The 24,253-nt window shown below is 63.6% G+C and carries 21 protein-coding genes and 1 pseudogene; 12 read left to right on the top strand and 10 right to left on the bottom strand.

Translation table 11 applies throughout. The features are described 5' to 3' along the window. Positions 1–97: 97 nt before the first annotated feature. Positions 98–1,492 carry a histidine--tRNA ligase gene (gene hisS / locus BMIN_RS05665; RefSeq protein ID WP_022860515.1) on the bottom strand — a complete coding sequence of 465 codons (1,395 nt, stop codon included), beginning with the start codon at positions 1,490–1,492 and terminating at the stop codon, positions 98–100. A gap of 83 nt (positions 1,493–1,575) precedes the next feature. Here hisS and BMIN_RS05660 point away from each other — a divergent pair, with 83 nt between their 5' ends. After that, a complete protein-coding gene (locus BMIN_RS05660) occupies positions 1,576–3,021 on the top strand; it encodes a DUF349 domain-containing protein (RefSeq protein ID WP_022860514.1) in 1,446 nt (481 codons plus the stop codon). Between the two features lie 281 nt (positions 3,022–3,302). Here BMIN_RS05660 and BMIN_RS05655 read toward each other — a convergent pair whose 3' ends face one another. Then, entirely contained in the window at positions 3,303–5,978 is a 2,676-nt protein-coding gene (locus BMIN_RS05655) for an ATP-dependent Clp protease ATP-binding subunit (protein WP_022860513.1), read from the bottom strand. Positions 5,979–6,116: 138 nt separating this feature from the next. Here BMIN_RS05655 and BMIN_RS05650 point away from each other — a divergent pair, with 138 nt between their 5' ends. Continuing rightward, positions 6,117–7,154 (top strand): universal stress protein, encoded by a 1,038-nt coding sequence (locus tag BMIN_RS05650; RefSeq protein ID WP_022860512.1) that lies wholly within the window; start codon positions 6,117–6,119, stop codon positions 7,152–7,154. Between the two features lie 179 nt (positions 7,155–7,333). Here BMIN_RS05650 and BMIN_RS05645 read toward each other — a convergent pair whose 3' ends face one another. The 5 genes from BMIN_RS05645 to BMIN_RS08080 all read right to left on the bottom strand — a co-directional run bounded on the left by BMIN_RS05645 (position 7,334) and on the right by BMIN_RS08080 (position 12,615). Continuing rightward, positions 7,334–8,443 carry a DUF3027 domain-containing protein gene (locus tag BMIN_RS05645; RefSeq protein ID WP_238565630.1) on the bottom strand — a complete coding sequence of 370 codons (1,110 nt, stop codon included), beginning with the start codon at positions 8,441–8,443 and terminating at the stop codon, positions 7,334–7,336. 1 nt (position 8,444) lies between these two features. Further along, positions 8,445–8,834: a cold-shock protein gene (locus BMIN_RS05640; RefSeq protein WP_022860510.1), complete on the bottom strand. Its 390-nt coding sequence runs from the start codon at positions 8,832–8,834 to the stop codon at positions 8,445–8,447. A 101-nt stretch (positions 8,835–8,935) separates the two neighbouring features. Continuing rightward, a complete protein-coding gene (locus BMIN_RS05635) occupies positions 8,936–10,882 on the bottom strand; it encodes a sensor histidine kinase (protein ID WP_081647957.1) in 1,947 nt (648 codons plus the stop codon). Between the two features lie 11 nt (positions 10,883–10,893). Further along, complete coding sequence (locus tag BMIN_RS05630) at positions 10,894–11,637, bottom strand: response regulator transcription factor (RefSeq protein ID WP_022860508.1); 744 nt, start codon at positions 11,635–11,637, stop codon at positions 10,894–10,896. Between the two features lie 411 nt (positions 11,638–12,048). Beyond that, the gene (locus BMIN_RS08080) at positions 12,049–12,615 is read right to left on the bottom strand and encodes a hypothetical protein (protein WP_051913496.1); all 567 of its coding nucleotides are present in this window, start codon (positions 12,613–12,615) and stop codon (positions 12,049–12,051) included. Between the two features lie 63 nt (positions 12,616–12,678). Between BMIN_RS08080 and BMIN_RS05620 the strand changes: the two genes are divergently transcribed. Then, entirely contained in the window at positions 12,679–12,972 is a 294-nt protein-coding gene (locus BMIN_RS05620) for a WXG100 family type VII secretion target (RefSeq protein ID WP_022860506.1), read from the top strand. 273 nt (positions 12,973–13,245) lie between these two features. Here BMIN_RS05620 and groL read toward each other — a convergent pair whose 3' ends face one another. The 3 genes from groL to BMIN_RS05605 all read right to left on the bottom strand — a co-directional run bounded on the left by groL (position 13,246) and on the right by BMIN_RS05605 (position 16,134). After that, positions 13,246–14,871: a chaperonin GroEL gene (gene groL, locus BMIN_RS05615; RefSeq protein WP_022860505.1), complete on the bottom strand. Its 1,626-nt coding sequence runs from the start codon at positions 14,869–14,871 to the stop codon at positions 13,246–13,248. 233 nt (positions 14,872–15,104) lie between these two features. After that, on the bottom strand, positions 15,105–15,308 hold the full coding sequence (locus tag BMIN_RS05610; protein ID WP_026647291.1) for a cold-shock protein: 204 nt from the start codon (positions 15,306–15,308) through the stop codon (positions 15,105–15,107). Positions 15,309–15,489: 181 nt separating this feature from the next. After that, positions 15,490–16,134, bottom strand: coding sequence for a LytR C-terminal domain-containing protein (locus BMIN_RS05605; protein WP_022860503.1), 645 nt, complete (start codon positions 16,132–16,134; stop codon positions 15,490–15,492). A gap of 234 nt (positions 16,135–16,368) precedes the next feature. Between BMIN_RS05605 and BMIN_RS05600 the strand changes: the two are divergent. From BMIN_RS05600 to BMIN_RS05560, 9 genes and pseudogenes are all read left to right on the top strand, one after another. Continuing rightward, a pseudogene (locus BMIN_RS05600) lies at positions 16,369–17,075 on the top strand (uracil-DNA glycosylase). A 73-nt stretch (positions 17,076–17,148) separates the two neighbouring features. Next, a complete protein-coding gene (locus tag BMIN_RS05595) occupies positions 17,149–18,225 on the top strand; it encodes an AAA family ATPase (protein WP_026647290.1) in 1,077 nt (358 codons plus the stop codon). Further along, positions 18,222–19,163, top strand: coding sequence for a DUF58 domain-containing protein (locus BMIN_RS05590; RefSeq protein WP_022860499.1), 942 nt, complete (start codon positions 18,222–18,224; stop codon positions 19,161–19,163). The genes BMIN_RS05595 and BMIN_RS05590 overlap by 4 nt, the downstream gene beginning before the upstream one ends. Next, positions 19,160–19,684: a hypothetical protein gene (locus BMIN_RS05585; protein ID WP_022860498.1), complete on the top strand. Its 525-nt coding sequence runs from the start codon at positions 19,160–19,162 to the stop codon at positions 19,682–19,684. Before BMIN_RS05590 ends, BMIN_RS05585 begins: the two co-directional genes overlap by 4 nt. Further along, positions 19,681–20,769: a vWA domain-containing protein gene (locus BMIN_RS05580; RefSeq protein ID WP_022860497.1), complete on the top strand. Its 1,089-nt coding sequence runs from the start codon at positions 19,681–19,683 to the stop codon at positions 20,767–20,769. Before BMIN_RS05585 ends, BMIN_RS05580 begins: the two co-directional genes overlap by 4 nt. After that, positions 20,766–21,812, top strand: coding sequence for a vWA domain-containing protein (locus BMIN_RS05575; RefSeq protein ID WP_022860496.1), 1,047 nt, complete (start codon positions 20,766–20,768; stop codon positions 21,810–21,812). The genes BMIN_RS05580 and BMIN_RS05575 overlap by 4 nt, the downstream gene beginning before the upstream one ends. Beyond that, positions 21,809–22,366 (top strand): DUF6466 family protein, encoded by a 558-nt coding sequence (locus BMIN_RS05570; protein WP_022860495.1) that lies wholly within the window; start codon positions 21,809–21,811, stop codon positions 22,364–22,366. Before BMIN_RS05575 ends, BMIN_RS05570 begins: the two co-directional genes overlap by 4 nt. 120 nt (positions 22,367–22,486) lie before the next feature. After that, positions 22,487–22,777 (top strand): hypothetical protein, encoded by a 291-nt coding sequence (locus tag BMIN_RS05565; protein ID WP_022860494.1) that lies wholly within the window; start codon positions 22,487–22,489, stop codon positions 22,775–22,777. A gap of 8 nt (positions 22,778–22,785) precedes the next feature. Beyond that, complete coding sequence (locus tag BMIN_RS05560; protein WP_152595197.1) at positions 22,786–24,246, top strand: lipase family protein; 1,461 nt, start codon at positions 22,786–22,788, stop codon at positions 24,244–24,246. Positions 24,247–24,253: the final 7 nt, after the last annotated feature.

The following is a 24,253-nucleotide window of genomic DNA, read 5'->3' as shown; positions in this document are numbered from 1 at the left end:
TTCCTCTGCTCCTTGTGACGGGCACTCGGCCACGTCAACGTTCCGTGCGCTTGCTGTCATCCGCGCGGGGCGGCCGAACCGCTCCGTGACGGTGTTCTCACCGTTCCAGCGTGATGGTTTGCCGGGCCACCACAGTATCCGGGCACCACGACGTGACGTCGGCCTCCCGCTGGTCCCCCGTGACGATGTCGCGGACCTCGTCCCGGTCTCCGCCATCCGCGGCGGCGGCGGCGGGAAACCACACGTAGGGTATGCCGAGCCTGTCCGCATAATGGATCTGCTTGCCCAGCTTGGAGGCCTTGGGCGACACATCCGCCGCGATGCCGCGCGATCTCAGCGTCTGGGCTATCGCGTTGGACGCGTCGCGCGAGGACTCGTCCCACACGGCGACCATCACCGCTGCCGGCGAGATGCGCGACGCATGGGCTCCGGCCGTGTGCAGCATGTACGAGACGAGACGCGACAATCCGATGGACAGCCCCACGCCGGGGTATCTCCTCGCGCCCTGGGAGGCGAGGTTGTCGTACCGTCCGCCGGAGCAAATGGATCCCAGCTGCTCCGCGCCATCAAGGAAGGTCTCGTACACCGATCCGGTGTAGTAATCCAGACCACGGGCGATCTTCAGGTCGGCCACAACCGATCCCGGGCGGATACGCGCGGCGCCGTCGACGACCATCGCCAGGGCGTCAAGACCCTCCAGGGCCATGCCATGCTCCGCCGTTCCCGATTCGATGCCATAGCGTGCGCACAACGCCTCGAACCCGCTTCTCAGACCATCGCCATCGGTGGCCGTGAGCGAGGCCAGATCCAGGCAGCCACGCGCCTGGTCCTCAGTGGCCCCGCACTCCGCGACGAGCAACGCCAAGACCTCCGCCGCGCCGATCTTGTCCAGCTTGTCGATCTCCCGAAGGACGCCCTCCACGTCGGTTAGTCCCAAAGCCCGGTAGAAACCCTCCGACAGCCTGCGGTTATTGGCGTGGACCGTGGCCTGGGGAAGTCCCAGAGGCCGGAGCCTCTCCAGAGCGGAGACCATCACCAGGGGAAGCTCGACCTCGTAATGCGCGGGCAGGTCGCCATTGCCCACCACGTCGATGTCGGCCTGGACGAATTCGCGGAACCGCCCCTCCTGCGGGCGCTCGCCGCGCCAGACCTTCTGGATCTGCCATCGTTTGAAGGGGAACGTCAACGATCCGGAGTTCTCCACGACGTACCGGCTCAGCGGGACCGTCAGATCGAAATGCAGTCCAAGCCGATCCGCCACCGGTGTGTCGTTCTCGGCCCCCACCTCCTGCAGCCGGGAAAGAAGGTATATCTCCTTGCTCGTCTCGCCTTTCTTCAGCAGACTCGCGCCGGTTTCCACCGCACGCGTCTCGATTCCTATGAACCCGTTGAGCTCGAAAACCTCCCGCACGGTGTCGATGACCTTCTGCTCGACGACCCGCTCGGAGGGGAGCCACTCGGGAAATCCTGATATTGATGCGCCTTTTGCCACGGTTCCTTATAATAGGTGAGGTTGCGGAAATGGCGCCCCGGCGTCCCGCGACCTTCATCGCACACGCTTGTAAGGAGCTGGTCATGGCCGACGAACCCGTCACCCCCGAATCAACAGCCGACGTCCCCGACAAGAAGGAGCCTGCGACGGCGCAGAAGCATCCTTCGGCGACCTCCGTGCCATCACCCGCGGCCCTGGCCGGCAAGGGCCATCACCACATCCCCTCCCCGGCGTCGTTGTCGACGAAGTCCCCGTCGACGGCCTCGCCGTCGGCCGACTACTCGGACGACCAGATATCCGAGGCGGAGAAGTTCGGGCGTGTCGCCGACGATGGGACCGTATACGTCAAGGACGGTGACGCCGAACGACCCGTCGGGCAGTTCCCCGATGCCGAAACGCCCCAGGAGGCGCTTTCCCTGTATGCGCGTCGATTCCTCGATCTCAAGGCGAAGCTCGACCTATTCGCCACCCGACTCGAGACCACCGCGATCAAGCCGCATGAGATCGACGAGTCGACCACGCTGCTTGGCGAGGAGGTTCGCGAGCCTGCCGTCGTGGGGAATCTCACGGCGCTGAGAGAGCAATACGACCATCTCACCACGCGCGCGAAGGAGCGGAAGGACGAGATGGCCGCCGCGCGCAAGGAGGCGATGGCCAAGGCGATCGCTGAGCGCACGGCCATAGTGGAGAGAGCCGAGCAACTCGCGCAATCACTGGGATCGTCCACAAACTGGCGGCAGACGGCGGACAAATTCCGCGAGCTGTTCGAGGAATGGCAGCAGCATCAGCGCACCTCCGTTCGCATCGACAAGACGGACGCCGACGCGCTGTGGAAGCGTTTCTCATCAGCTCGGACGACGTTCAACCAGGGCCGGAGGAAATGGGCTCAGGAACGTGACGCGGAACGCTCCCGGGCCAAAGCCGCCAAGGAGCAGATCATCGCCGAAGCCGAGTCGCTCAAGGATTCCACACAGTGGGGGGAGACCTCGCGTCGATTCAATGAGCTGATGGACCGGTGGAAGAAGGCCGGTCGCGCCGGACGCACCGAGGATGACGCCCTATGGGCCAGGTTCCGCGAGGCGGCCGATACCTTCTTCAATGCCCGCCAGAGCGACAGGGAGCAGACGTCCTCATCGGAGCATGAGAATCTGGCCAAGAAAGAGGCACTTCTGGCCCAGGCCGAGGCGCTTGTCCCCGTGGCCGACGAGGCCGCCGCCAAGAAGGCCCGCAAGTCCCTGGCGGACATTCAGGAGAAGTGGGATGAGATAGGATACGTTCCCCGCGAGGACATCCGCCGCATCGAGGGGCGCCTCGATGCCGTGGACCGGCAGATCAAGGCCGTGGAGGAGGCAGCGTGGAAAAGCGCCGATCCCGAGGCCGATGCTCGCAAATCCAGCTTCGAGCAGCAGCTGCGGGATAGGCTCACCGAGCTCGAGGCGGCCATCACGAACGAGTCGGATCCTGCCGTCAAAGCCAAGCTCGAGGCCGAGAAGGCCACCAAGGAGCAGTGGCTCAACGCGGTGAGGTAGGACGCGGCAGACGATCGGCGCATCAAAGATAGTAGGGCGATGGCGGTGGGGGACGGATATCCCCCACCGCCATCGTCATGGTGTTATGGGTATGGTGTCATTGCACAACCACGGGGACACAGGCATCGGAAGTCGCGTACACCGTGAATCCTTGAGACCCCGCTCATCTCTCCCACGCGCCCATCTCTCCCCCGAAAGCGATTGAACGCAGTGGTTGGCGTCCCTCCGCGCGCCGCGGGGCGCCCTCTCGGTCTCACGATCGGAGGACGCCCCGCGGAGTTTCACTCCAGTCGGCCATCCTGCCCGGATGCCGGCGAGGACGTGGAACCGCCCTCCGAAGCCGACACGCCGGACGCGACCAGCGGCGCGGACGTGCCCTCAGGCGAGTCCCCTGCGTGATCCGTACCTTGGACATGGCCTTCCACGCCGTCCTTGCCCTCCGCGGCATCCTTGGGTGTGCCGCCATCCTCATCATCCCGCGTGAAATCAGCACCGGCGAATGTGAACTCGCCCAGTATCCCCTCACCAACGGCATCCACAAGGACCTTCTGGCCATCATGGAGCTCGCCCATAAGGATTTTCTCGGATATGGCATCCTCGATGTCGCGCTGTATCACGCGCCGCAGAGGACGAGCGCCCAGAAGCGGATCGAATCCCTTTTGGGCCAGAAGGTCCTTGGCGGACTCGGTGAGCTCGATGGACATATGCCGCTCGAAAAGACGGTCGTTGAGCTGGTTGACGTCAAGGTCGACGATCTGGCGGACCTGGGGCTCGGTGAGCTGCCTGAAGACGATGATGTCGTCCAGCCTGTTGAGGAACTCGGGACGGAACTGTCTTTTCAGCTCGCTGGAAACCTGATCGCGCATGCGCTGGTAGCTGTTCTCGGTGTTCGTGCCCAGATTGAAGCCCGTGTTGGCGGCCTTCGCGATGTCCCGCGTCCCCAGATTGGTCGTGAGGATGATGATGGTGTTCTTGAAGTCGACCTTGCGACCCTGTCCATCGGTGAGATGCCCGTCGTCCAGCACCTGAAGAAGCGTGTTGAATATGTCGGGATGGGCCTTCTCGATCTCGTCGAAAAGAACCACCGAGAACGGCTTGCGCCGGACCTTCTCGGTGAGCTCGCCGCCTTCCTCGTAGCCGACGTATCCCGGAGGCGCGCCGAACAGTCTCGATGCAGCGTACTTCTCCGAGAACTCGGACATATCCACGCGGATGAGGGCGTCCTCGTCATCGAACAGAAAATCGGCCAAAGCCTTGGCGAGCTCCGTTTTGCCCACGCCCGTGGGTCCCGCGAAAATGAAGGAACCCGCCGGCCGCTTGGGATCCTTGAGCCCGACACGCGTGCGTCGAATGGAGCGGGACAATGCGGAGACCGCCTCGTCCTGTCCGATGATGCGCTTGTGAAGCACCGACTCCATGCTCAGCAGCTTCTTGGACTCCGCCTGCGTGAGCTTGAAGACCGGAATGCCCGTGGTACTGGAGACGACCTCGGCGATGACGTCCTCATCGACAACCATGCTGACGTTCGACTCGCCCTGCCGCCAGGACGTCTCCTTCTCCTTGCGCTCGGCCTCGAGCTTCTCCTGATCGTCCCGAAGCTGCGCGGCCTTCTCGAAGTCCTGGTCCTTGATGGCCTGATCCTTCTGCCCAGCGACCTTGGCGATCTTGTCGTCGATGTCCTTGAGCTCGGGAGGCGCGGTGAGCCTTTTGATCCGCAGCCGGGCACCGGCCTCGTCGATCAGATCGATGGCCTTGTCGGGAAGGTGCCGGTCCTGGATATAGCGCGACGAGAGCTCCGCCGCCGCCTGAAGAGCACCGTCGGTTATGGTGACATGATGATGGTTCTCATACCGGCTGCGAAGACCCTTGAGGATCTCGATCGTCTCGGCGATGGTCGGCTCATGGACCTGGATGGGCTGGAAGCGACGTTCCAGGGCCGCGTCCTTCTCGATGTACTTGCGGTACTCCTCCGTGGTGGTCGCCCCGATGGTCTGCAGCTCGCCACGCGCAAGCATCGGCTTGAGCATATCGGAGGCGCCAAGCGCGCCATCAGCGCTGCCCGCGCCGACGATGGTGTGGATCTCGTCGATGAACAGCACGATGTCCCCGCGCGTTTTGATCTCCTTGAGGACCTTCTTGAGACGTTCCTCGAAATCTCCACGGTATCGTGATCCCGCAACCATCGATCCCAGATCCAACGAGTAGACCTGCTTGCCCTTCAACGTCTCGGGAACGTCCCCGGCGTTGATCTTCTGAGCCAGCCCCTCGACGACCGCGGTTTTGCCCACACCGGGGTCACCTATGAGGACGGGGTTGTTCTTGGTGCGCCGCGAAAGCACGACCATGACCCGTTCGATCTCGGAGCTGCGTCCGATAACCGGATCCAGCTTCCCCGCCGCCGCCTCGGCGGTGAGATTGCGTCCGAACTGATCCAGTATGGCCGATCCCGTCTGGCTGCGCTTGTCCTGCACGCCGCCGGCATTGGCCAGGTCCTGGGTCGACGAATCATCCCCACCGTTGGTGTTGCCTCGGATGAGATCTATCGTGGCCGTGCGCAGCTCGCCCAGATCGACGTCCATCTTGATGAGGACCTGTGTTCCCACGCCTTCGCCCTCACGGATCAGACCCAGAAGTATATGCTCGGTGCCGATATAGCTATGCCCCAGCTGGAGGGCCTCACGCAGACTCAGCTCAAGCACCTGCCGGGCATGGGGAGTGAAGGGGATGTGCCCGTTGGGCGCCGCATTCCCCTTTCCGATCATCTCCTCGACCTGTTTGCGCGTGTCGTCGAGAGTGACCCCCTTGGAGGCCAGGGCCTTCGCCGCCACGCCTTCGCCCTCACGGATCAGTCCCAGAAGCAGGTGCTCCGTGCCGATGTAGTTGTGCTGAAGGTTGCGGGCCTCCTCCTGAGCCAGCACGATCACGCGCCGAGCCCGGTCGGTGAACCGTTCGAACATGCTTGTTCCTCCACTCTTGTCAGTCCATCCCACTCTACCGATTCGTTGTGACCTTTATTTCCGGTGCATCCCCTATTGCGCTCACTGCGCAAAGACGGGATATGCTGAAACCAATCGGAACGTCAAGGAGGAAACGCGATGAATGGTGGCAAGACGTCGGATGCGCATCCGTGGACGGACCCGGATAGGGACATCGTCGTGGGGGTCGATGGGTCGCAGGAATCATTCGCAGCGCTGCGATGGGCCTTGCGCGAGGCCTCCCTCACGTCCCGGCGGGTCAACGCCGTGTACGGGTGGACACGCTCGTGGCAGATGGGGCCCGAACCGCATGACGACGCCGGATGGGCCAAGGCCCGAGCGCAGATCTCCGCACAGTTGCGTCAATGGGCCGACACCGCATCCCAAGGGCTGAAGTCCAGCCGCGACTCTCTGACGCTCACCTCGGTGCACGCCTCAGGAACATCGGCGCTGTTGGAGCTGGGATCCAACGCGCAGCAGATAGTCGTCGGCAGAAGAAGCCTGGGCCCCGTGGCGCGGTGGCTTACGGGCTCCCTGTCGTCCTCGCTCGCCGAGGAGGCCCAGGTGCCCGTCACCATCGTGAAAACCCCATCGGATGAGACCTCCTCCGTGCGGGCGATGATCGCGCGCACCCTGCGGACCTCCTCGGTCTCCCGGAAACCGGACGGCATTCCCGCAAATCCCGGAGACGGATCCCCGGACTCCGGCACCGGTATCGATACGGCAGACACGGACCCCTCGAAACCGATCGTGGTGGGGGTCGACGGATCAACGACATCATTGCGAGCCCTGGACTTCGCGTCCGACATGGCCGCGACTCACCATCGTCCATTGCGAATCATGATGTGCTGGCAACTGCGTGATCTGGGAACGATCCCCGGATACGAGCGGGCCGTCGCGCCACTGGACGAGGCCCAACGGTACGTTCAGGGGAAGGTCGATGAGATCGCCACGCATGCGCACGCCGCGCGGGACTGCGACGTGCAGGCGTACGCCTTCCACATCCCCGCGGCGCAGGGATTGATCGACGCGTCCCGCTACGCATCCCACATCGTCGTGGGCACGCGTGGGCTCAATGGCATCAACGCGCATTTCCTGGGATCGGTGTCACGACGGATCGTCGACCTCTCCGAATGCTCGGCGACGATCGTCCATTGATCCCCGACTGGCGATTCCACAAGCCCCTAACAACCAGCAACAATCCATAACAACGGACGAGCCGGTAGCGGAAGAAGAACATGGAACGGAGCGGGGACATGGAATCGGGAGCTGAGGGGGAGGTGTGGGGAATCACACCCGCGGATCACGCGGATCACGCGGATCACGTGCCCGTCGTCTCACTCCCGCCCGTCGTCGGACGCGGATTCCTGCGGCAGTGATTCCTGAGATGCGGATTCCTCAGTCGACGGCTCCTGCGCGTCGCCGTCCTCCATCTGCTCCAGCATCTCCACCTGCGCCGATTCCTCACGTGGGCGCTGGTCTATGACGTCGATGCGGATGTCATCGTATGCGGGTTTCGATTGGACCCAGAGGTGCGGAGACTCGGGGGGCTCGATCTGCGAATGCTCGCCGCATCCATGGTCAAGCGACACGACCCTGCCGTCGTCCGGACTCCACATATTGGCGCACACCCCGAACTGAAGCCCCAGATCACCCTGGATGTGCACAAGGAATCCGCAGGTCGAACAGGGATTACCCGACGCGATTCGCGTTGACATCGACTTGGGGCCATGCGGACCGTGATACCACCGGTCGGCCGTTTGCGAACGCCCCTGGGGACTCAGCACACGGTTGCGCGCCAGCGAGAAACGGTCGATCGCCTCCGCGAGATCGTCCTCCGCGTCATCCTCCGTCGTCAACGAAGCATGATCGTCCATGCCGTCATCGGACTCCTGATCAGCGGCGGATGCGGTGCCTACGGGAACCGAGACGATCCCATCCCCCTCGTCCGCGGATACGGTCGCCGACGAGCCGGGAATGGATCCGCCGTCGGAGACCTCCACGGAATGACCGGAGACTTCCGGCGTCGACCCGACCGAGGCGGCCTCGATCCGATCCCGATCAACGTCCGGACCATCCTGCCGGACGCCGGGTTCCAGCCGCGGATCGTCCGCGAGAGTCCCCATCACATCGGTAACGGAAAGGTCGGAAGGCCTGAGGCGATCCTTCCATGGCGTCCACTCCGGGGACAGGATGGCCTTGTCCGTCGGGACCAACGAGGACTCGTCAACCGTCCAGACGCCACGATCGGCATCGTGGAACAGCGTCACGGACCATTGCCATCCCTCGTATCCGGGCATCAGGCAAACAAAGCGATAGTCGCTGACCCCATCATCCATGGAATGGACATCGACGAAATCCCCGACGCGCGCCGGATCCTCCGCCACGGCCACGGCCGTCGACAATGCGAGGGCACGGGGGTCCATGGGCGCATCCTCAGAAATCACGTCAGTCCTCCACATCGAAACTATCGGCGACCGCACGCAGCAACGACGCCAGCTTCCGGCTTTCAGCAGCAGCGGGATAATGATGGCGTCTCAGTCCGGAGCCCGCGTCGTCCAGAAGCTTGATAAGGTCCTCGACGATGGCGACCATGTCGTCGGGCTTGGGCCGCGTCGCCTTGACCAGAGAGGGACGCGCCCCGAGAACGCGCACGTCAAGGGCCTGCGGCCCCTTGCGCCCATCGACGACCGAGAACTCCACCCGCGATCCCTTTCGCGGAGAAACGGTGGCGTCGATCAGCGACGCGGCAGGCATGAACACGTCATGCCCCGACTCATCCACGATGAATCCGTAACCTTTGCCCGCGTCATACCAACGAACCCGTCCACTCGGCATCCTCACACACCTCGTTCCACACCACGCATCCGGACCATGCGTCCGGCCATTCTCCTGCCGAGGAACAAGTCTACTCCATGCCCCCCTCCCGGCGGAGGAAATCACTGTGGGCCAAGGGGCTGAGCCCGGTTGGAGGAACCGCCTTCATCCGCGGCCTCGCGTTCACGCCGGTCCACGGGGGCGCCTCCCCCGCCCAGATCCTTCACGCCATGGACATGGGGCTTCTGGCGTCGCCGGGGCTCCGCATCCTTCCGCGGGGAACCAGCGCCATGCGTCGTCGCATCATCGACGCGCTCCGCCTGGCCCACGTCCGCGACGGGTGCGATGGGAAGAATAACCGTTATGGTCAGTCCTCCGTTCGGCGATTCCGTGGCCACGATGAAGCCCCTATGGGCTTTGACGACCGAAAGGACGATCGCCATCCCGAGACCGGTCCCGCCCTTCTCTCGCGCGCGTGAGGGATCAGCGGTATAGAAGCGTTCGAATATCTGGGACCGGGACTCCGGAGGAACGCCCGGGCCATGATCGATGAAGCGCATGACGGCGTAATGGGTTCCGATCCGCATCGATCCCCCGACCTCGACGGCGTCAAGGAAGCGCCTCAGGGAACGCTCCTCCAGCGGCATCGAGCTGAAGCTGTCGGGCGATATCGCGGCGGGAAGATCCCCCAGACCGATCTCCACATCCGAATCGGCGGGCGTGTATCGATGAATGTTCCCCACGATGTTGGTGATCACCTGTCTCAGGCGCGAAGGATCACCCGGAAGGGATATCGCCGGAAAGCCACCCTGCTCGAAGGCCAACGCGACCGTCCCCGCGGCGTCGGCGCCGACCTTGATGACGCCGGTCCGGATGGTGCGTTCGGGGTCGAGGGCGTGCAGATCGTCCGAGGCGTCGTGAAGGACCGACGTGAGGTCGACCGTGCTGGTCATGTCGATTCCGCGCCCCTCGTCAAGGCGGGCCAGGGACAGAAGATCCTCGACCAGAACCGTCATCCGCGTGCTGGAGTCCTCGATGTGACGGATCGAGGAATCCGCCCGCTCCAACGCACCAGGAAGCTCGCGCTGCATCGTGTACAACTCGGCATAGCCGTGTATCGCGGCCAGAGGAGTGCGCAGCTCGTGGCTCGCGTCGGAGACGAAGCGCTTCATCTTCTCGGTCGTCCTGGTCTGCTCTTGGAAGCTCTGCTCGATGCGGGCCAGCATGGTGTTCAGGGACGCGGCGAGGGATCCCACCTCGGTGTTCTCGGGCGCGCTGGGGATACGCTCGCTCAGATCCCCCGCGGCGATTTTGGCCGCCGTCTTCTCAATGCGTTTGAGTGGCGCCAATGTGCGCTGTATCAGAACGGTGGCGATGATGACGCTCAATATGATGATGGCTGCCCCCACCATCATGGTGTATCGGGTGAGCGTGTTGACGGTGTCTATCTGATCGCTTAGCGAGAGCCCTATATAGACGACCCCTCCGACGTTGCTGTCTCCATTCTGGTCCTTGTCGACCCATTGCAGCGCAAGCACCCGCCACGGAGCGCGGGCGGCCTGGAGCGTCTCATGGTCCGCCTGCGTGGAGCGCGGCGTCGTCACCTTCGCGGCGGTGGTGAAGGGCTTGCCGAGCTCGGCCGTGCCCATGCTGCCGTCCGGGGGAAGCGAGGGGACGGACACCACCGAGCCTTTGAGGACGGGAACCAGCGGCGTCGCGATGATGACGTTCGACGTATTGCGCATCTGCAGGAAGTAGTCGGTGGGACCGGCCGTCGATTGGCTGCTGTCCCGGCTGCGCAGAAGACCCACGTTGTTGTAGACCAGCTCCGCCTGCTGCACGAGCTGGGTGTCGGTTTTGTTGATGAGATAGTTGCCCACCAACTGGCGGATGGAAAGGGACACGCTCGCCGTCCCGATGATCAGCAGAACCGTTGTGACCGCCACGAGCTTGACGCCAAGGGGCACGCCATCAAGATGGCGCAGCACGAACCGCTTCACGCGGTTCTTCTTCACGCGCCCGCCTTTTCCCGAATCGTGCGCGTCACGATCGACGTCACGATCGGACATGGTGGACTCCCTCACTGAACGGAGCTTCTCCTCGGCGCCCGGATCATATAGCCGATTCCCCTTTTGGTCTCGATCAGAGGGTCGACGCGGGACGTGGTGCCGTCCTCATGCGTGACGACGATGCCGTCGACCTTCTTGCGCAGATAGGAGATGTAGGACTCGACTATGGCCGCGTCCCCTCCCCAGTCATACTGCCATACGTGATCGAGTATCTGAGCCTTGGAAAGGACCCTGCCTTCGTTGTCCATCAGATATCGGAGAAGCTTGTACTCCGTGGGACTCAGGTCGATGGGCTGTCCCGCACGCGAGACGTCATGCGAATCCTCGTTGATCTCAAGATCGCCGACACGGATGATGGGGTCGTCCTCGTCCTGCCCCTGCGTCCTGCGAAGTATCGCCCTTATTCTGGCGACGACCTCCTCGAGGCTGAAGGGCTTGGTCACGTAGTCATCCCCGCCCACGGTAAGGCCCATGACCTTGTCCTGCGTGTCATCCCGCGCGGTGAGGAAAAGAACGGGAGCGTTCACACCCCCCTGCCGGATACGTCTGGTGACGGTGAACCCGTCGATGTCGGGAAGCATGACGTCCATCACGATGAGGTCGGGATGGGTGGACTCGATGACTTTGATGGCCTCGGACCCCGAACCTGCGGCGTTGACCTCAAAGCCAGAGAAATGCAGGGATGCGACAAGAAGTTCACGGATCGACGGCTCGTCGTCGACCACCACGATGGATGCCTCAATCGTTTTGCTCATGCTTCTCAGAATCACCCCCATCGCTGGAAGTTTCCTGAATGCGTTCTGGATGTTCCGTGACCTCGATGTTCCGTGGATTGGTATCGTCGTCATGGAGGCCGCGCGCGCGTCCATGTCGCGGAGTCCGTCCATGAGAGCGCCCTGTGCTGCGGGAACGCCCTGCACTGCGGGAACGCCGGCGCTTCGTGCCACCGGCTCCGCGCGCCCGGACCGCCCGCCGCGGCGCGGCATGACGCCGACGACGACGTTTCGTGACGACCACCGCGACCAGGATCAGCACGGCGAGTCCGGCTATGAGGATTCCCACTCCGATCCACGAGGCCGTGGACGACGTGGAGGAATGCTTCAGCGTGGAGATCTGAGACATCAGAGCCAGCGCCGACGCCGCCCAGTCCCGACCGTTCTCGGACATCAGAGGCTTGGCGGCCGCATCCGACAACGCGTCCACGCTGCTCTGGCTGCGCAGCATGAATCGGAATTCGAGGACACCGCGACCACCAGACTGCCGTCATCCGAACCCACCGCCAGCATCACCGTATTGGATGGCGGCTCCAGCGAGTTAAGAAGATTGGCCGCCCAACTGGCGGTCTTCTTCCCCTCGGGGAAATGCGCGACATACAGCAGCCGGACGCTGACGCCCGTGGTCTTGCGCGTCTCGGTGATGGCATCGCTGACCCGGGAGAAGTCCGACCCCAGAAGATTCTCCGTATCGGTTATCGAATCATTCAAGGATGCGGACGCGGAATCGGACGACGACGAAGCAGACGACGACGCGGAACCCGACGACGAATCGGAGGACCGCGAAGGCGTCGACTCATCGGCCATCGCCCGCTCCGTCATGCACAACACGCCCAACGCCATAATCACGATCACGGCAATCGCCATCAGCGCGATGACGCGCAGCCCGGCGATTCCCCCATCTCTGCGGCGTGCGACCACATCGACGCCATGGGCACGCGCCCGAGAGCTATTGACCATATCGTCCACCTTAGCGGCCCGTACGGCCGCGACACCGAACATCCGACCCGAAAGGACCCCATCATGGCACAATACCAAGTCGATTCCGAGCACATCCTCTCATCAAGCGCCGCCGTGAACTCCTCGATCAGCTCCATCCGAGACGCCGTCAACGGGATGTACGCCAATCTCGCCGATCTGCAGAGCGTATGGCGTGGAGGCGCGGCTACCCAATTCACGGCGGTCGTCGAACAATGGCGCAGCGCGCAGCAGCATATGGAACGGTCTCTGGAATCCATACAGCAGGCGCTCGTCCAGGCATCCGACGTCTATTCACACGCCGAGACGCAGGCATCGCAGCTGTTCTCGCAGTCCTGACGCCAGAGCAGCCTCCGCCGGACCGGCGCGGCTCTCCGCTCTTCGTCGATGGACGCGCATCTCATGGGCACGTACATCGACGAAGGACAGGAACGGAGGACGGATCGACGAAAGAGCGGGACGCATGCCCGAGAATAAGAGGAAAAGGGTCCGTTGACCACGATTCATCGTGGTCAACGGACCCTTTCGACAACACGAACCTCCGGACGATTCCATCCCACTTCCGTGGATGGAATCATCCGTTATGGTCTGCTACCTATCAGGTGCTACCTATCAGTAGCCCATGTCGGCGCTGGGAGCGGGAGCGGCGGGAGCCGGCTCCGGCTTGTTGGCGACGACGGCCTCGGTCGTGAGGAACAGACCCGCGATGGAGGCAGCGTTCTGCAGAGCGGAACGGGTCACCTTCACCGGGTCGGCGACGCCCGCGGAGAGAAGATCCTCGTAGACGTTGGTCGCCGCATTGAATCCCTGTCCTTCAGGAAGCTCACGGACCTTGTTGAGCACCACGTCTCCGGACACACCGGAGTTCTCGGCGATCTGCTTGATCGGAGCCTGGACCGCGCGGAAGACGATGGCCGCTCCCGTGGCCTCCTCGTCCGTCAGGGTCGTGATCTCGGTGGCGGACTCAGCCTTCTTCGCGGCCTGAACCAGCGCCACTCCGCCTCCGGGAAGCAGGCCCTCCTCGATGGCCGCCTTCGCGTTGCGGACGGCATCCTCGATGCGATGCTTGCGCTCCTTGGCCTCGACCTCGGTCGCGGCGCCGACCTTGATGACGGCCACGCCACCGGCGAGCTTGGCAAGACGCTCCTGCAGCTTCTCGCGATCGTAGTCGGAGTCCGTGTTCTCGATCTCCGCGCGAATCTGCGCCACACGGGCATCGACGTCGCCCTTGGCTCCGCCGCCGGACACGATGGTGGTCTCGTCCTTGGAGACGATGACCTTCTTGGCGGTTCCGAGAACGGACATGTCGATGGAGTCGAGCTTGAGTCCCAGCTCATCGGAGACGACCTGAGCACCGGTCAGGATGGCCATGTCCTGAAGCATCGCCTTGCGACGATCGCCGAAACCGGGGGCCTTGACGGCGCAGGAGTTGAACGTTCCGCGAATCTTGTTGAGGATCAGGGTGGGAAGGGCCTCCCCATCGACGTCCTCGGCGATGATCAGCAGGGGCTTGCCCGTCTTCATGACGAGCTCCGCGATATGGACGACATCGTTCTGGCTTGACAGCTTGCCCGAGGTCAGAAGGATGTAGGGATCCTCCAGAACAGCGGTCTGCTCATCGGCGTTGGTCACGAAATAGGGCGCGATGTACCCCTTGTCGAAGCGCATGCCCTCGGTGAACTCAAGATCCAGACCGAAACGGTTGTTGTCCTCGACCGTGACGACGCCATCCTGCCCGACCTTGTCCAGAGCCTCGGCGATCTTCTCTCCGACCTCGGGGTCCGCAGCGGAGATCGTGGCCGTCGCCGCGATCTGCTCCTTGGTCTCGACGTCCTTGGCGCTGGCTATGAGCTCCTTGACGATGGCCGCCGAAGCCTTCTCGATGCCACGACGAAGGGCGATGGGGTTGGATCCGGCCACGACGTTCTTGAGACCCTCATGGACCAGCGACTGTGCCAGAACGGTCGCGGTGGTGGTTCCATCACCGGCGACGTCGTCCGTCTTCTTCGCGACCTCCTTCACCAGTTCGGCGCCGATGCGCTCATAGGGATCCTCAAGATCGATCTCCTTGGCGATCGACACGCCATCGTTGGTGATGGTGGGAGCCCCATAGGACTTGTCGAGAACGACGTTGCGGCCCTTCGGCCCCAGCGTGACCTTCACGGTGTCGGCGAGCTTGTCGAGACCCGCGAGCATTCCCTGACGAGCTTCCTCGTCGTATGCAATGATTTTTGCCATCGTTCCTCCACATATGGCTTGCGGTGTGTGTTCCACTCGTGGCGGATGGGCTGTGGTCGACCGTCAGCTGCCGGCTTATCACTCACCTGTCTCGAGTGCTAACTCGGAGATTAGCACTCTAGCGACCGGAGTGCCAACCGGCGCTTTGGCGATTGCGCTTACGGCTTGAACAACACGAACGGCGGGGTCCGGTTCCTATGGAACCGGACCCCGCCGTTACCGTCCGAAAACAATCAGATACGAGTCACGGAAGTGGCCTGAAGACCCTTGGGGCTCGACTCAGACTCGAACTCGACCTTGTCGTTCTCGTGAAGCGTCCTGTGTCCTTCACCCTGAATGACGGAGTAGTGAACGAACACGTCCTCCGAGCCATCATCAGGGGTAATGAAACCATAACCCTTCTGATCATTGAAAAACTTAACGGTACCTTGTGCCATAGCAATCATCCCTCGTTAGAGCACCGCACAGATATACAGAAGAGTCCGACTGATTTCGCGCTCACCATCTCGCGGCCTAATCCACTATAGCGTCACCTCGATATAAAACGCCGAGATTTCCACTAATTGAGATGATGAATTAATTGAGATGCCGAATCTCTGAGATGCGTAAATCACGCCATCAGTCGAGCAGCACCACGACTATCGGGGCACTCAGGCCACTCTGCTGAAGCACCTCGCTGATGCCCAGGGACGACGCCACATCCTTGGCCGTGGCCTCGTCCGCCTCGTCCTGATACCAGACGACGGTCTGATCGGGAAGCGTGGATCCGGACGGATTGGCCGCCGTGACGCTGGTGTAGCCCGCCTGTTGGAGGACTCCTGCCTTGGTTCCCGCATAGCCCGAGATCCCCGTCGCGTTGACGACGCGGACGGCCGTGGACTTGTCGACCGACTGCGTGGCCGTGGCGGACGTCGACGACTCCGATGGCTGGGCCGTCGTCGAGGATTCCTGCGCGCTGGACGATGACGACGACGAAGCCGAGGCCGAGGTCGAAGCCGTCGACGTCGACGCGGTTCCGCTCGCGACCGTGGTGGAGCCGGAGGACCCCGCACCGAACAGCGAGCCGACATGAGCTATCTGACCCGAGAAGACGCCCCACACAAGAAGGCCCGCAAGCGCGGCCACGACGATGGAGATAAGAACGGGGGCCATACGCACGCCCAGGGAGCGGTTGCCGCGATGGATTCCTACAGGCCCCTGGGGGGGATCGTCGAAAGCGTCCCTATCGATGATTACGCCGTTATTGCGGTCCTTACGCGCCATGATGGCCTTCCCTTCGCTGCGACTACCTGTCGTAGTCTACCGGTTCGCCGCCCTCGCCGGATCACCGCGACGATGACATGCACCGTATATACACGCGAATGCGCACGATTCCGGTCAAAGCCCATGCCGACGCCCGCTCATCGGCGTCATCACCCCTCATGATAGGCCGCTCCGCCCGGCGGGCGTCCACGGACACGGGATCGCACGATATCGGACGATACTACTGTGGAGTCCATGACCCCATCGAGAATCAAACCCCTCAGCGAACTCATCGATCCTGATTGGGCACAGGCCCTGTCGCCCGTGGAGCCGCAGATCCACGCCATGGGAGACTTCCTGCGCGCCGAAAACGCACAGGGCAGGCCATGGCTTCCCGCGGCGCCGAACATCCTGCGGGCCTTCACGATCCCCTTCCGATCCATCAAGGTCCTCATCGTCGGGCAGGATCCGTATCCCACCCCCGGCCATCCCGTGGGGCTGAGCTTCTGCGTGTCGCCGGACGTCTCGCCTCTTCCCCGGAGCCTTACGAACATCTTCCGCGAGCTATGCGACGACGTCCACGTCCCCGAGCCGGCCACCGGCGACCTCACGCCATGGACGCGTCAGGGCGTCATGCTGCTGAACAGATGCCTGACCGTCCGCGTCGGAAGCCCCAACAGCCATCAGGCAGAGGGTGGGAGCAGATCACCCAGACGGCGATCGAAGCCCTCAACGCCAGAAAGGATCCCTCGGGCCGGCCCCTCCCGTTGGTGGCGATACTCTGGGGTCGCAACGCTCGCAATCTCAGGCCCCTGCTCACCAACGCCGCGGTTATCGAATCCGCACATCCCAGCCCCCTGTCGGCCTCACGGGGATTCTTCGGATCACGTCCCTTCTCACGGACGAATCAGGCGCTCGCGGCCATGGGAGCGCAGCCGGTTGACTGGGAGCTCCCCTCATAGCTCACAGCGCACGGTCACACACACCGTTAGAATACTGTCCGTCCCATACCCTTCGTCACGAGAGCCAACCACAATGCCGCTTCCCCCACCACGTCCGCATATGCCTTTGAGAGCCGCCTCCGCACAATCGACGGACCCCGACACGCCACAGCGGCAGACGGTGTCCCCCGACTCGGTGCGGTATGCCAATGCCCTTGCCGAGAGAATACGGGCCCGCTTCTCGACCGCGCTGGTCGGCCAGGAGGCCCTTCGCGAAGCCCTGATCGTGACGATGGCCGCGGGGGGGCACATCCTTATCGAATCCGTTCCCGGACTCGCGAAGACGACCGCGGCACGCACTCTTGCGGCATCCGTGTCGGGAAGCTTCAAAAGGATCCAGTGCACGCCCGACCTCATGCCATCGGATCTGGTCGGCACCCAGATATTCGACTTCGCCTCGCAACGCTTCGTAACCCAGATCGGACCGATACACGCCAATATCGTTCTTCTGGACGAGATCAACCGGGCCAACGCCAAAACGCAATCGGCGATGCTTGAGGCCATGGCCGAGGGCGCGACGACGATCGGGGGCGAACGCATCCCCCTCCCCTCGCCCTTCATGGTCATCGCCACGCAGAACCCCATCGAGGAGGAGGGAACTTTCGCGCTCCCCGAAGCCCAGATGGATCGCTTCATGATGAAAACCGTGATGACCTATCCGAGCCCGGAGGACGAGAAGGCCATGCTGTCGATGCTGTCGGAGCGCGACAACGACTCCGACATCCCCTCGTCGTCCCGGACCGAGCCGCTGAGCATAGAGGACATCACATTTATCAGGGCGACGTCCCGACGGATCCACGTATCGGACTCCATCATGTCCTACGCCGTGAATCTGGCGTGGACCACGCGCGGCGGCGGACCGAACCCCATCAAAGGACTTTCGAACAAGGTCAGGCTCGGCGCGAGCCCCCGAGCCTCCATCGCCCTGATACGCACCGCGCAGGCAAGCGCGCTGCTGTCGGGACGCGACTACGTCATCCCCGAGGACGTGCGCCGCTTCACCCATGACGTCATGCGGCACCGGCTTCTTCTCACCTTCGAGGCGCTCGCCGACGGGGTCACGGCGGACCAGATCATCGACCAGATCATCGAGGCGGTTCCCGTTCCATGATCCCATCCACAAGCCACGACGATCCCATCCGTCGAAAAATCGAGCGGCTTGGATCCTCGTTAAGCCTTCCCACGGTCCATCGAGCTCTGGGAATACTCGAGGGCGAACACCCCTCGGGCAGAGCCCCGGGCAACGGCGACTTCATGGACATCCGACCGTACACGACCGAGGACGAGGCACGGTCGATCGACTGGAAGGCCAGCGCCCGCATGGGAAGGCCAGTGGCGGTCAGACGGGAGCGGATGGCCACGTCACGCGTATGGATGCTTCTCGACACGGGTCGGGAGATGACGGGGACGTGCGCCGATGGCGAGAAGGCCTTCATGGTGGCGGCCAACGCGTTATGCCTCGTCGCCGCTCTGAGCCTGCGCAGATTCGACGACATCTCCTTCGTCACCGGAGACTCGCACAGCATCGTGCGGATGCCGTTCCATGGAACCCTTCCACGGTTCGAGGCGATCGTGGACTCGCGTCTCAGGGACGGCTGGGACCACCCGCGGGATGTGGGCGCGCTGGTGTCATACGCGAATCGCATCGCCGACAGGCGGTCGCTGGTGATCATCGCCACCGACGCCCATGCCATAACCGACGAGCACATCCAGGATCTGGCGCGCGTCGCCCACACCCATCCGCTGCTCGTGGTGAGCGTCTCCACCGCGAACCCCCTGCGCGGGCATCGGTATCGGCTCAGCGACGGCCGCGGACGACGAATCCCCGCGTTCATGATCGATCCCGAGGCCGCCGACGAGATCGACGCCAGACGGGCATACTCGTCAGCGAGGCTTGACCGCGAGCTTACCCACATGGGGGCGCGTCACGTGCAGGCGGATTCCAGTCAGACCATGTTCGACCGGCTCATCCATGAAGTCTCCCGGGCGCTGGCGCCCTCGCGGAGCGGATCGGGCTTCGCCGACGCCTCGTCATGGAGGCGCACATGATCTCAGCCATCGACGTGTCGCATCTCTCCGTCGTCCAGACCGGTTCCGCCGGCCCTCTCATCCTTGCGCTTATCGTGTCCCTATCGTTGGGGGCTTTTCTTCTGTGCGCGGCGGTGTTCCTATCCAGACCGCGCTCCGCACATGGATCCGCGCCCGTACGGGGAGCCCACCGGGGATCCTCCCAGCGAGATGCATGGAGGGCCCGTGTCGAGACCGTCGTCGATCGGAACGCCGAGGGAGGACTCACCGACGACGAGTCCTATGCCGCGCTGGCCCGGATAGCCAGGGAATTCGCCGAGGAGAACACGGGCTCCAGCATGACGTCGCGAACATTGTCCGACATCGCTCAGCTGCGAACGAAAACATCGGACACCGCAGGGATCGATCTTCTCCGACACACCATCGCCGCGTTGTACCCCGCGGAGTTCTCCGACCGCAGCCATGATCGGACGGCCCGCGAGACGACCGTCAGACGGGCGGGCGATTGGGTTCTCACCCTCGTGGACAGGTGGCATCGATGATCACCTTCCAATGGCCCTTCGTCGGCCTTGCCGCCGCCATCCTCTCGCTGGCCGTCATCGTGGCGGCCCGCCTCATGGACCGCCGATCCGACCGCCGTCATCCCCCGGAGCATGATCCGCAGGTGTTCGATCTGTCCGAAGCCTGGGAGAGCGAACGCGGATCGGCGATCCTCACCCGGTGGAGACGGCTCAACCGACTCGCCGTCACCATGCTGGCCATCGTCGTCGCGCTGTCGGTGGTCCTCCTGGCCCGCCCCTCCCAGGTGAGCACGGGGATCCACCATTCGTCGAACCGTGACATCATCCTGTGTCTCGACGTGTCCGGATCGACCCTGCCCTACGACCGCCAGGTCATCGACACCTACCTCGAGGTGGCGAGGAACGCCTCCGGGGAACGCATAGGTCTGAGCATCTTCAACTCCACGTCCCGTACGGTCTTCCCCCTGACCGACGACTACGATCTCGTCGAGAAGGAGCTGTCGGAGGCGAGCTCCACGCTCAAGGACGTCCAATCGCAGAGCGACATCGACCATATGAGCGACGAGGACTATCAGAAGATCTCGGATTGGCTCGACGGAACGCAGAACCGTAAGGACTCCACGTCGCTGATAGGCGACGGACTGGTGGGATGCGCCTCGATGCTTCCGGGCGTCGTCTACGGAAGCGCCTCCTCGCAGTCCACGGGCTCCGGCTCATCCGAGACGACGGGCAGGCAGGCATCGATCCTTCTGGCCACCGACAACGTGACCGCCGGCGATCCCACCTACACTCTGGACGAGGCCCTCGCCATCACGTCGAAAGCCTCCATCACGGTGGACGGATTGTTCTCCGGCCCCTCGGACACCCTTGACGGCGAGGACGCCTCAACGATGCGCACGCTCATCACCGGACACGGGGGGACGTTCCTGTCGACGACGGCCCAATCCTCGGTGCAGGATCTCGTCCGCGACCTGGAATCGAGACGTTCCCGGAACGACAGGGAGCTGACGCGGGCCTCCGTGATCGACGCTCCGGCCTGGTGGGTCCTCGCCGTGGCCGTGATGATGGCCCTGTGGCTGGCGACGGCGGGAAGGCTGAGACGATGAGCGCAATCACATGGACACCATTGTGGGGCTGGCCCGTCGCATCCCTCATCGCCGTGGCGATGCTGGCCATGGGGATCATGCAGATCGTGCTGTGGCGGAGATCTCGGGGCGGGCCCACCGACGTCACCGCCGGATCCGTCGCACGCCGCGTGGTCATGTGCCTGGCGGTGGCGGCGGCCGTCGTCGCCCCATCGCTGACCGTCTCCGTCACCACGACCGCGGTCCGGAACACGGACGTGGTGATAGCCGTGGACGTGACCGGATCCATGGCCGTCACGGACGCCCGATATGGCTCCGCGGAATCCGTGAGCAGGATATCGGCGGCGTCCTCGGCCGTCAAGGACATCACCGACATGTACGCGGACTCGAACTTCTCGGCGATCAGCTTCGGATCCTCGGCCAGCGTGGACGTCCCGTTGACACCCGACACGCTGGCCGTCGACAACTGGGCCGACCGACTGACCGTGGAGCCGACGTCGACGTCCAGCGGATCCAGTCTCGACACCCCGCTGGATCTTCTTCTGCGCACCCTCAAATCCATTCGTGACGGCCATCCCCATGACGAGATAATCCTCTATCTCGTCACGGACGGGGAAAACACCAGCGCCGAAACACGACGAACATACTCATCGTTGCGCGCCTATCTCGACGACGCCTTCGTTCTGGGGACCGGATCCACACAGGGCGGCCGGATACCCGTGTCCTCAGTGGACAGGACGACCGACGACGGCGGAAAATCGTCGTCGGAAAGCCCGGAATGGGTTATCGATCCAACCACCGGAAAACCGGGGACATCGCGGATGGACACCAAGGAACTGGAGTCCCTGGCCGATGAGATGGGCGGCACGCGCGTCATAATGACGAAGGATGCGACCGCACGGCAGGCCATGTCCTCCTCCACGGGAAAGTCGTGGAGAACCCGCACGACCCGAAGCTCCACCACCACGTCATCCCCCATCGTCTGGCCCATCGCGGCGGTTATGCTCGTCGTCTCGCTGTGGGAGCTGACGGTCTGGCTACGAACCAGCAGGAGGCTTCTGTGAGACACGATCCATCATCCACGCGGGGTCCGGCACGCGCCGGACTCCTGACACGGGCCGTCCTCGTCGTCCTCGGTCTGGCCCTCATCGCGCTGGCGACCGTGGCGGGAATCAATGTGGTCGGGTCCCGGATGTCCGCCAACGCGGCCGAGGCCCTTACGTCGAATCTTCGCGCCGCATCGGCCAAGGACGCGGATCTCAACGGGCTTCTGGCGCTCCAGAAGCAAACGGATTCGCAGTTCGCGACCGTGCTGGGGATGAAAGGCGTTCTGCTGCCATCCGTGCGAGAACCGGCTCAACGCAACGCCTCGACCTCGCTGCGTCTGACCAAGCTCATCGAGAAGCAGCTGAACGGCAGCCAGTCCTCATCGACCTCCCAGTCAACCGCAAGCCCGTCGCCCACATCCTCGTCGACATCGACGTCGTCGCAGTCCCTGACAGACGAACAGCGACAGGAGATCGAGAAGCTGCTCAAATCCAATTCCAGCACGGGATCGTCATCGTCCCCCACGCCGACAACCTCCAGTTCGAGCGGAGGGTCGGTTCGCCCCTGGTAGGACGCCCACGCCGGTCGCGTGTGATGTCATGATGACGGCAGGAATGAATTCCCGCGCGCGTCCGACCACATTCCCGCTTGCCCGGCATGACGCCGATGGCCTTGGTGTTCAATCGACGCCATGAGCCTTCCCTCCATCATCGACGTCAGCACGCCCGCCGCGATTATGACCGACCTGCTATGGCGGTCCGTGGCCATGCAGGTGGAGGCGATCATGTCTCTGCCGATGGCCTGCATGGATCGCGCCGTCGAGGACCTCAGAGGATTGCCCGCCATGACGCCGACTGAATGGACGGGCGAGTCCCATGAGCGCTTCATGGCATGTCTCGCCCGGCACGTCACCGTGGGGATGGATCTGCATGAACGCATCCGGATGGAATGGGCCCGTGCCGATTCGGAGCTGTCCCGATGAGCCGGCGAGTGAGCTCATCCGTATCCGGTGGCCGTCTGAGCGTCGCCGACGAAGCCCTTTCCAACGCCTTCATCGCGACGATCCGGGACAGGGCGCGCTCGTTCACGAGGCTCGGCTTTCTGTGGACCATGGCCGGACTCGAGATGGAAGGGGCGGTGTTCCGGGCTCTGATGGGCGGATCCATCGACCCCACCCAAGCCACCCGGTCGGCGACGATCCGCCGTCAATCCGAACAGTGCGCCGTCTACGCCCGGTCCTGCGACTCTCTGGGAAGATCCCTCATGACCCTCGCCGATCAGGTCGCCCGAGCCCATGGCCTCCACTCGCAGGCCGAAGGCATCACGCGCTCCTTGATCGCATCCCTCATGCGCGCCATGGGATCAGTCAATCCGCTGGCTCCGGTCGCGGCGGCGCTTGTCCCGGCCACGGCGGGCGTCCTCAAGGGCGTTCTCACCCGTGGATCGGTGAACATCGCGGACGCGCTGGAGCCATCGTCACCTCTTCATGAGGGGGCCGTGTCCTCGCTGGCGGCGACCATCGCCGGCCGTCCCCTCGAAATCCCCTTCACGGGGACGAACACCCTGGCGCAGGCCGCCGGAAGACTCGCGGCCATCACCGCGCGCATCACCGACCGTCTCCAGGGGAACCATCTGACGGTCACTCCGGTCACGCCCTCCCAGGAGGTGGCGCTGGCGTCGCGATCCATCCCCAACGTTCTGGAGAACCTGCGGAGGCTCTCGCAGGAGAGGCTCGGTCGCACGGATCTGCACAGCGGGCTGTCCTACGCGACCATCGCCATCCAGGAGTACGTCAATCCCTCGGGCGAGCGCGTCTGGCTCGTCCTGGTTCCGGGAACGGACGGCGAGCAGGATTCCCCCTTCGGATGGGAGCAGAACGTCGAGCTGATGAGCTCCGATCCACGTCAGCGCATGCGGGCGGACAGCGCCCGCATGGTCGTCGAGGCGATGCGCCGGGCGGGCATCGGGAAGAACGATCGCGTCGTCATGGCCGGCCATTCACAGGGCGGCATAGTCACGGCCGCGATCGCGTCGGACATGTCGGACTCCTTCACTATCAGCCACGTCATCACCGCAGGCTCCCCCATCGCCAATCATCCGATTCCATCATCGACGAGCGTGACCAGCATCGAGATGGAGGATGAGCTGGTGGCCGCGCTCGACGGGGCCGCCAACCCGGATGGGGACAATAAGGTCACCATCCGCGGACGCGTCAGCGAATCCTCTCAGGATGTGGGGACTCCCGTCAAGGACGCCTCCGAGGACACCGAGATCACCCATTGGCTCCAATACCATCAGGCAGCCTACGCGGATGCGGCGTCATGGGGATCGCCACAGGTCCTCGAGCATGACCGCAGGGTGTCGTCCCTGCTGTCGGGATCTCTTGTGTCGACCTCGTACTGGCAGGGACGCATGGGTTATGGCGCCGCATCGGAGAAATCCGCGCCATGATCCGCCG

It is taken from the genome of Bifidobacterium minimum (genome assembly GCF_000741645.1).
GTDB lineage: Bacteria > Actinomycetota > Actinomycetes > Actinomycetales > Bifidobacteriaceae > Bifidobacterium > Bifidobacterium minimum.
The sequence above is the reverse complement of the archived record's forward strand: the minus strand, read 5'-3'. Positions and strand labels throughout refer to the sequence as shown.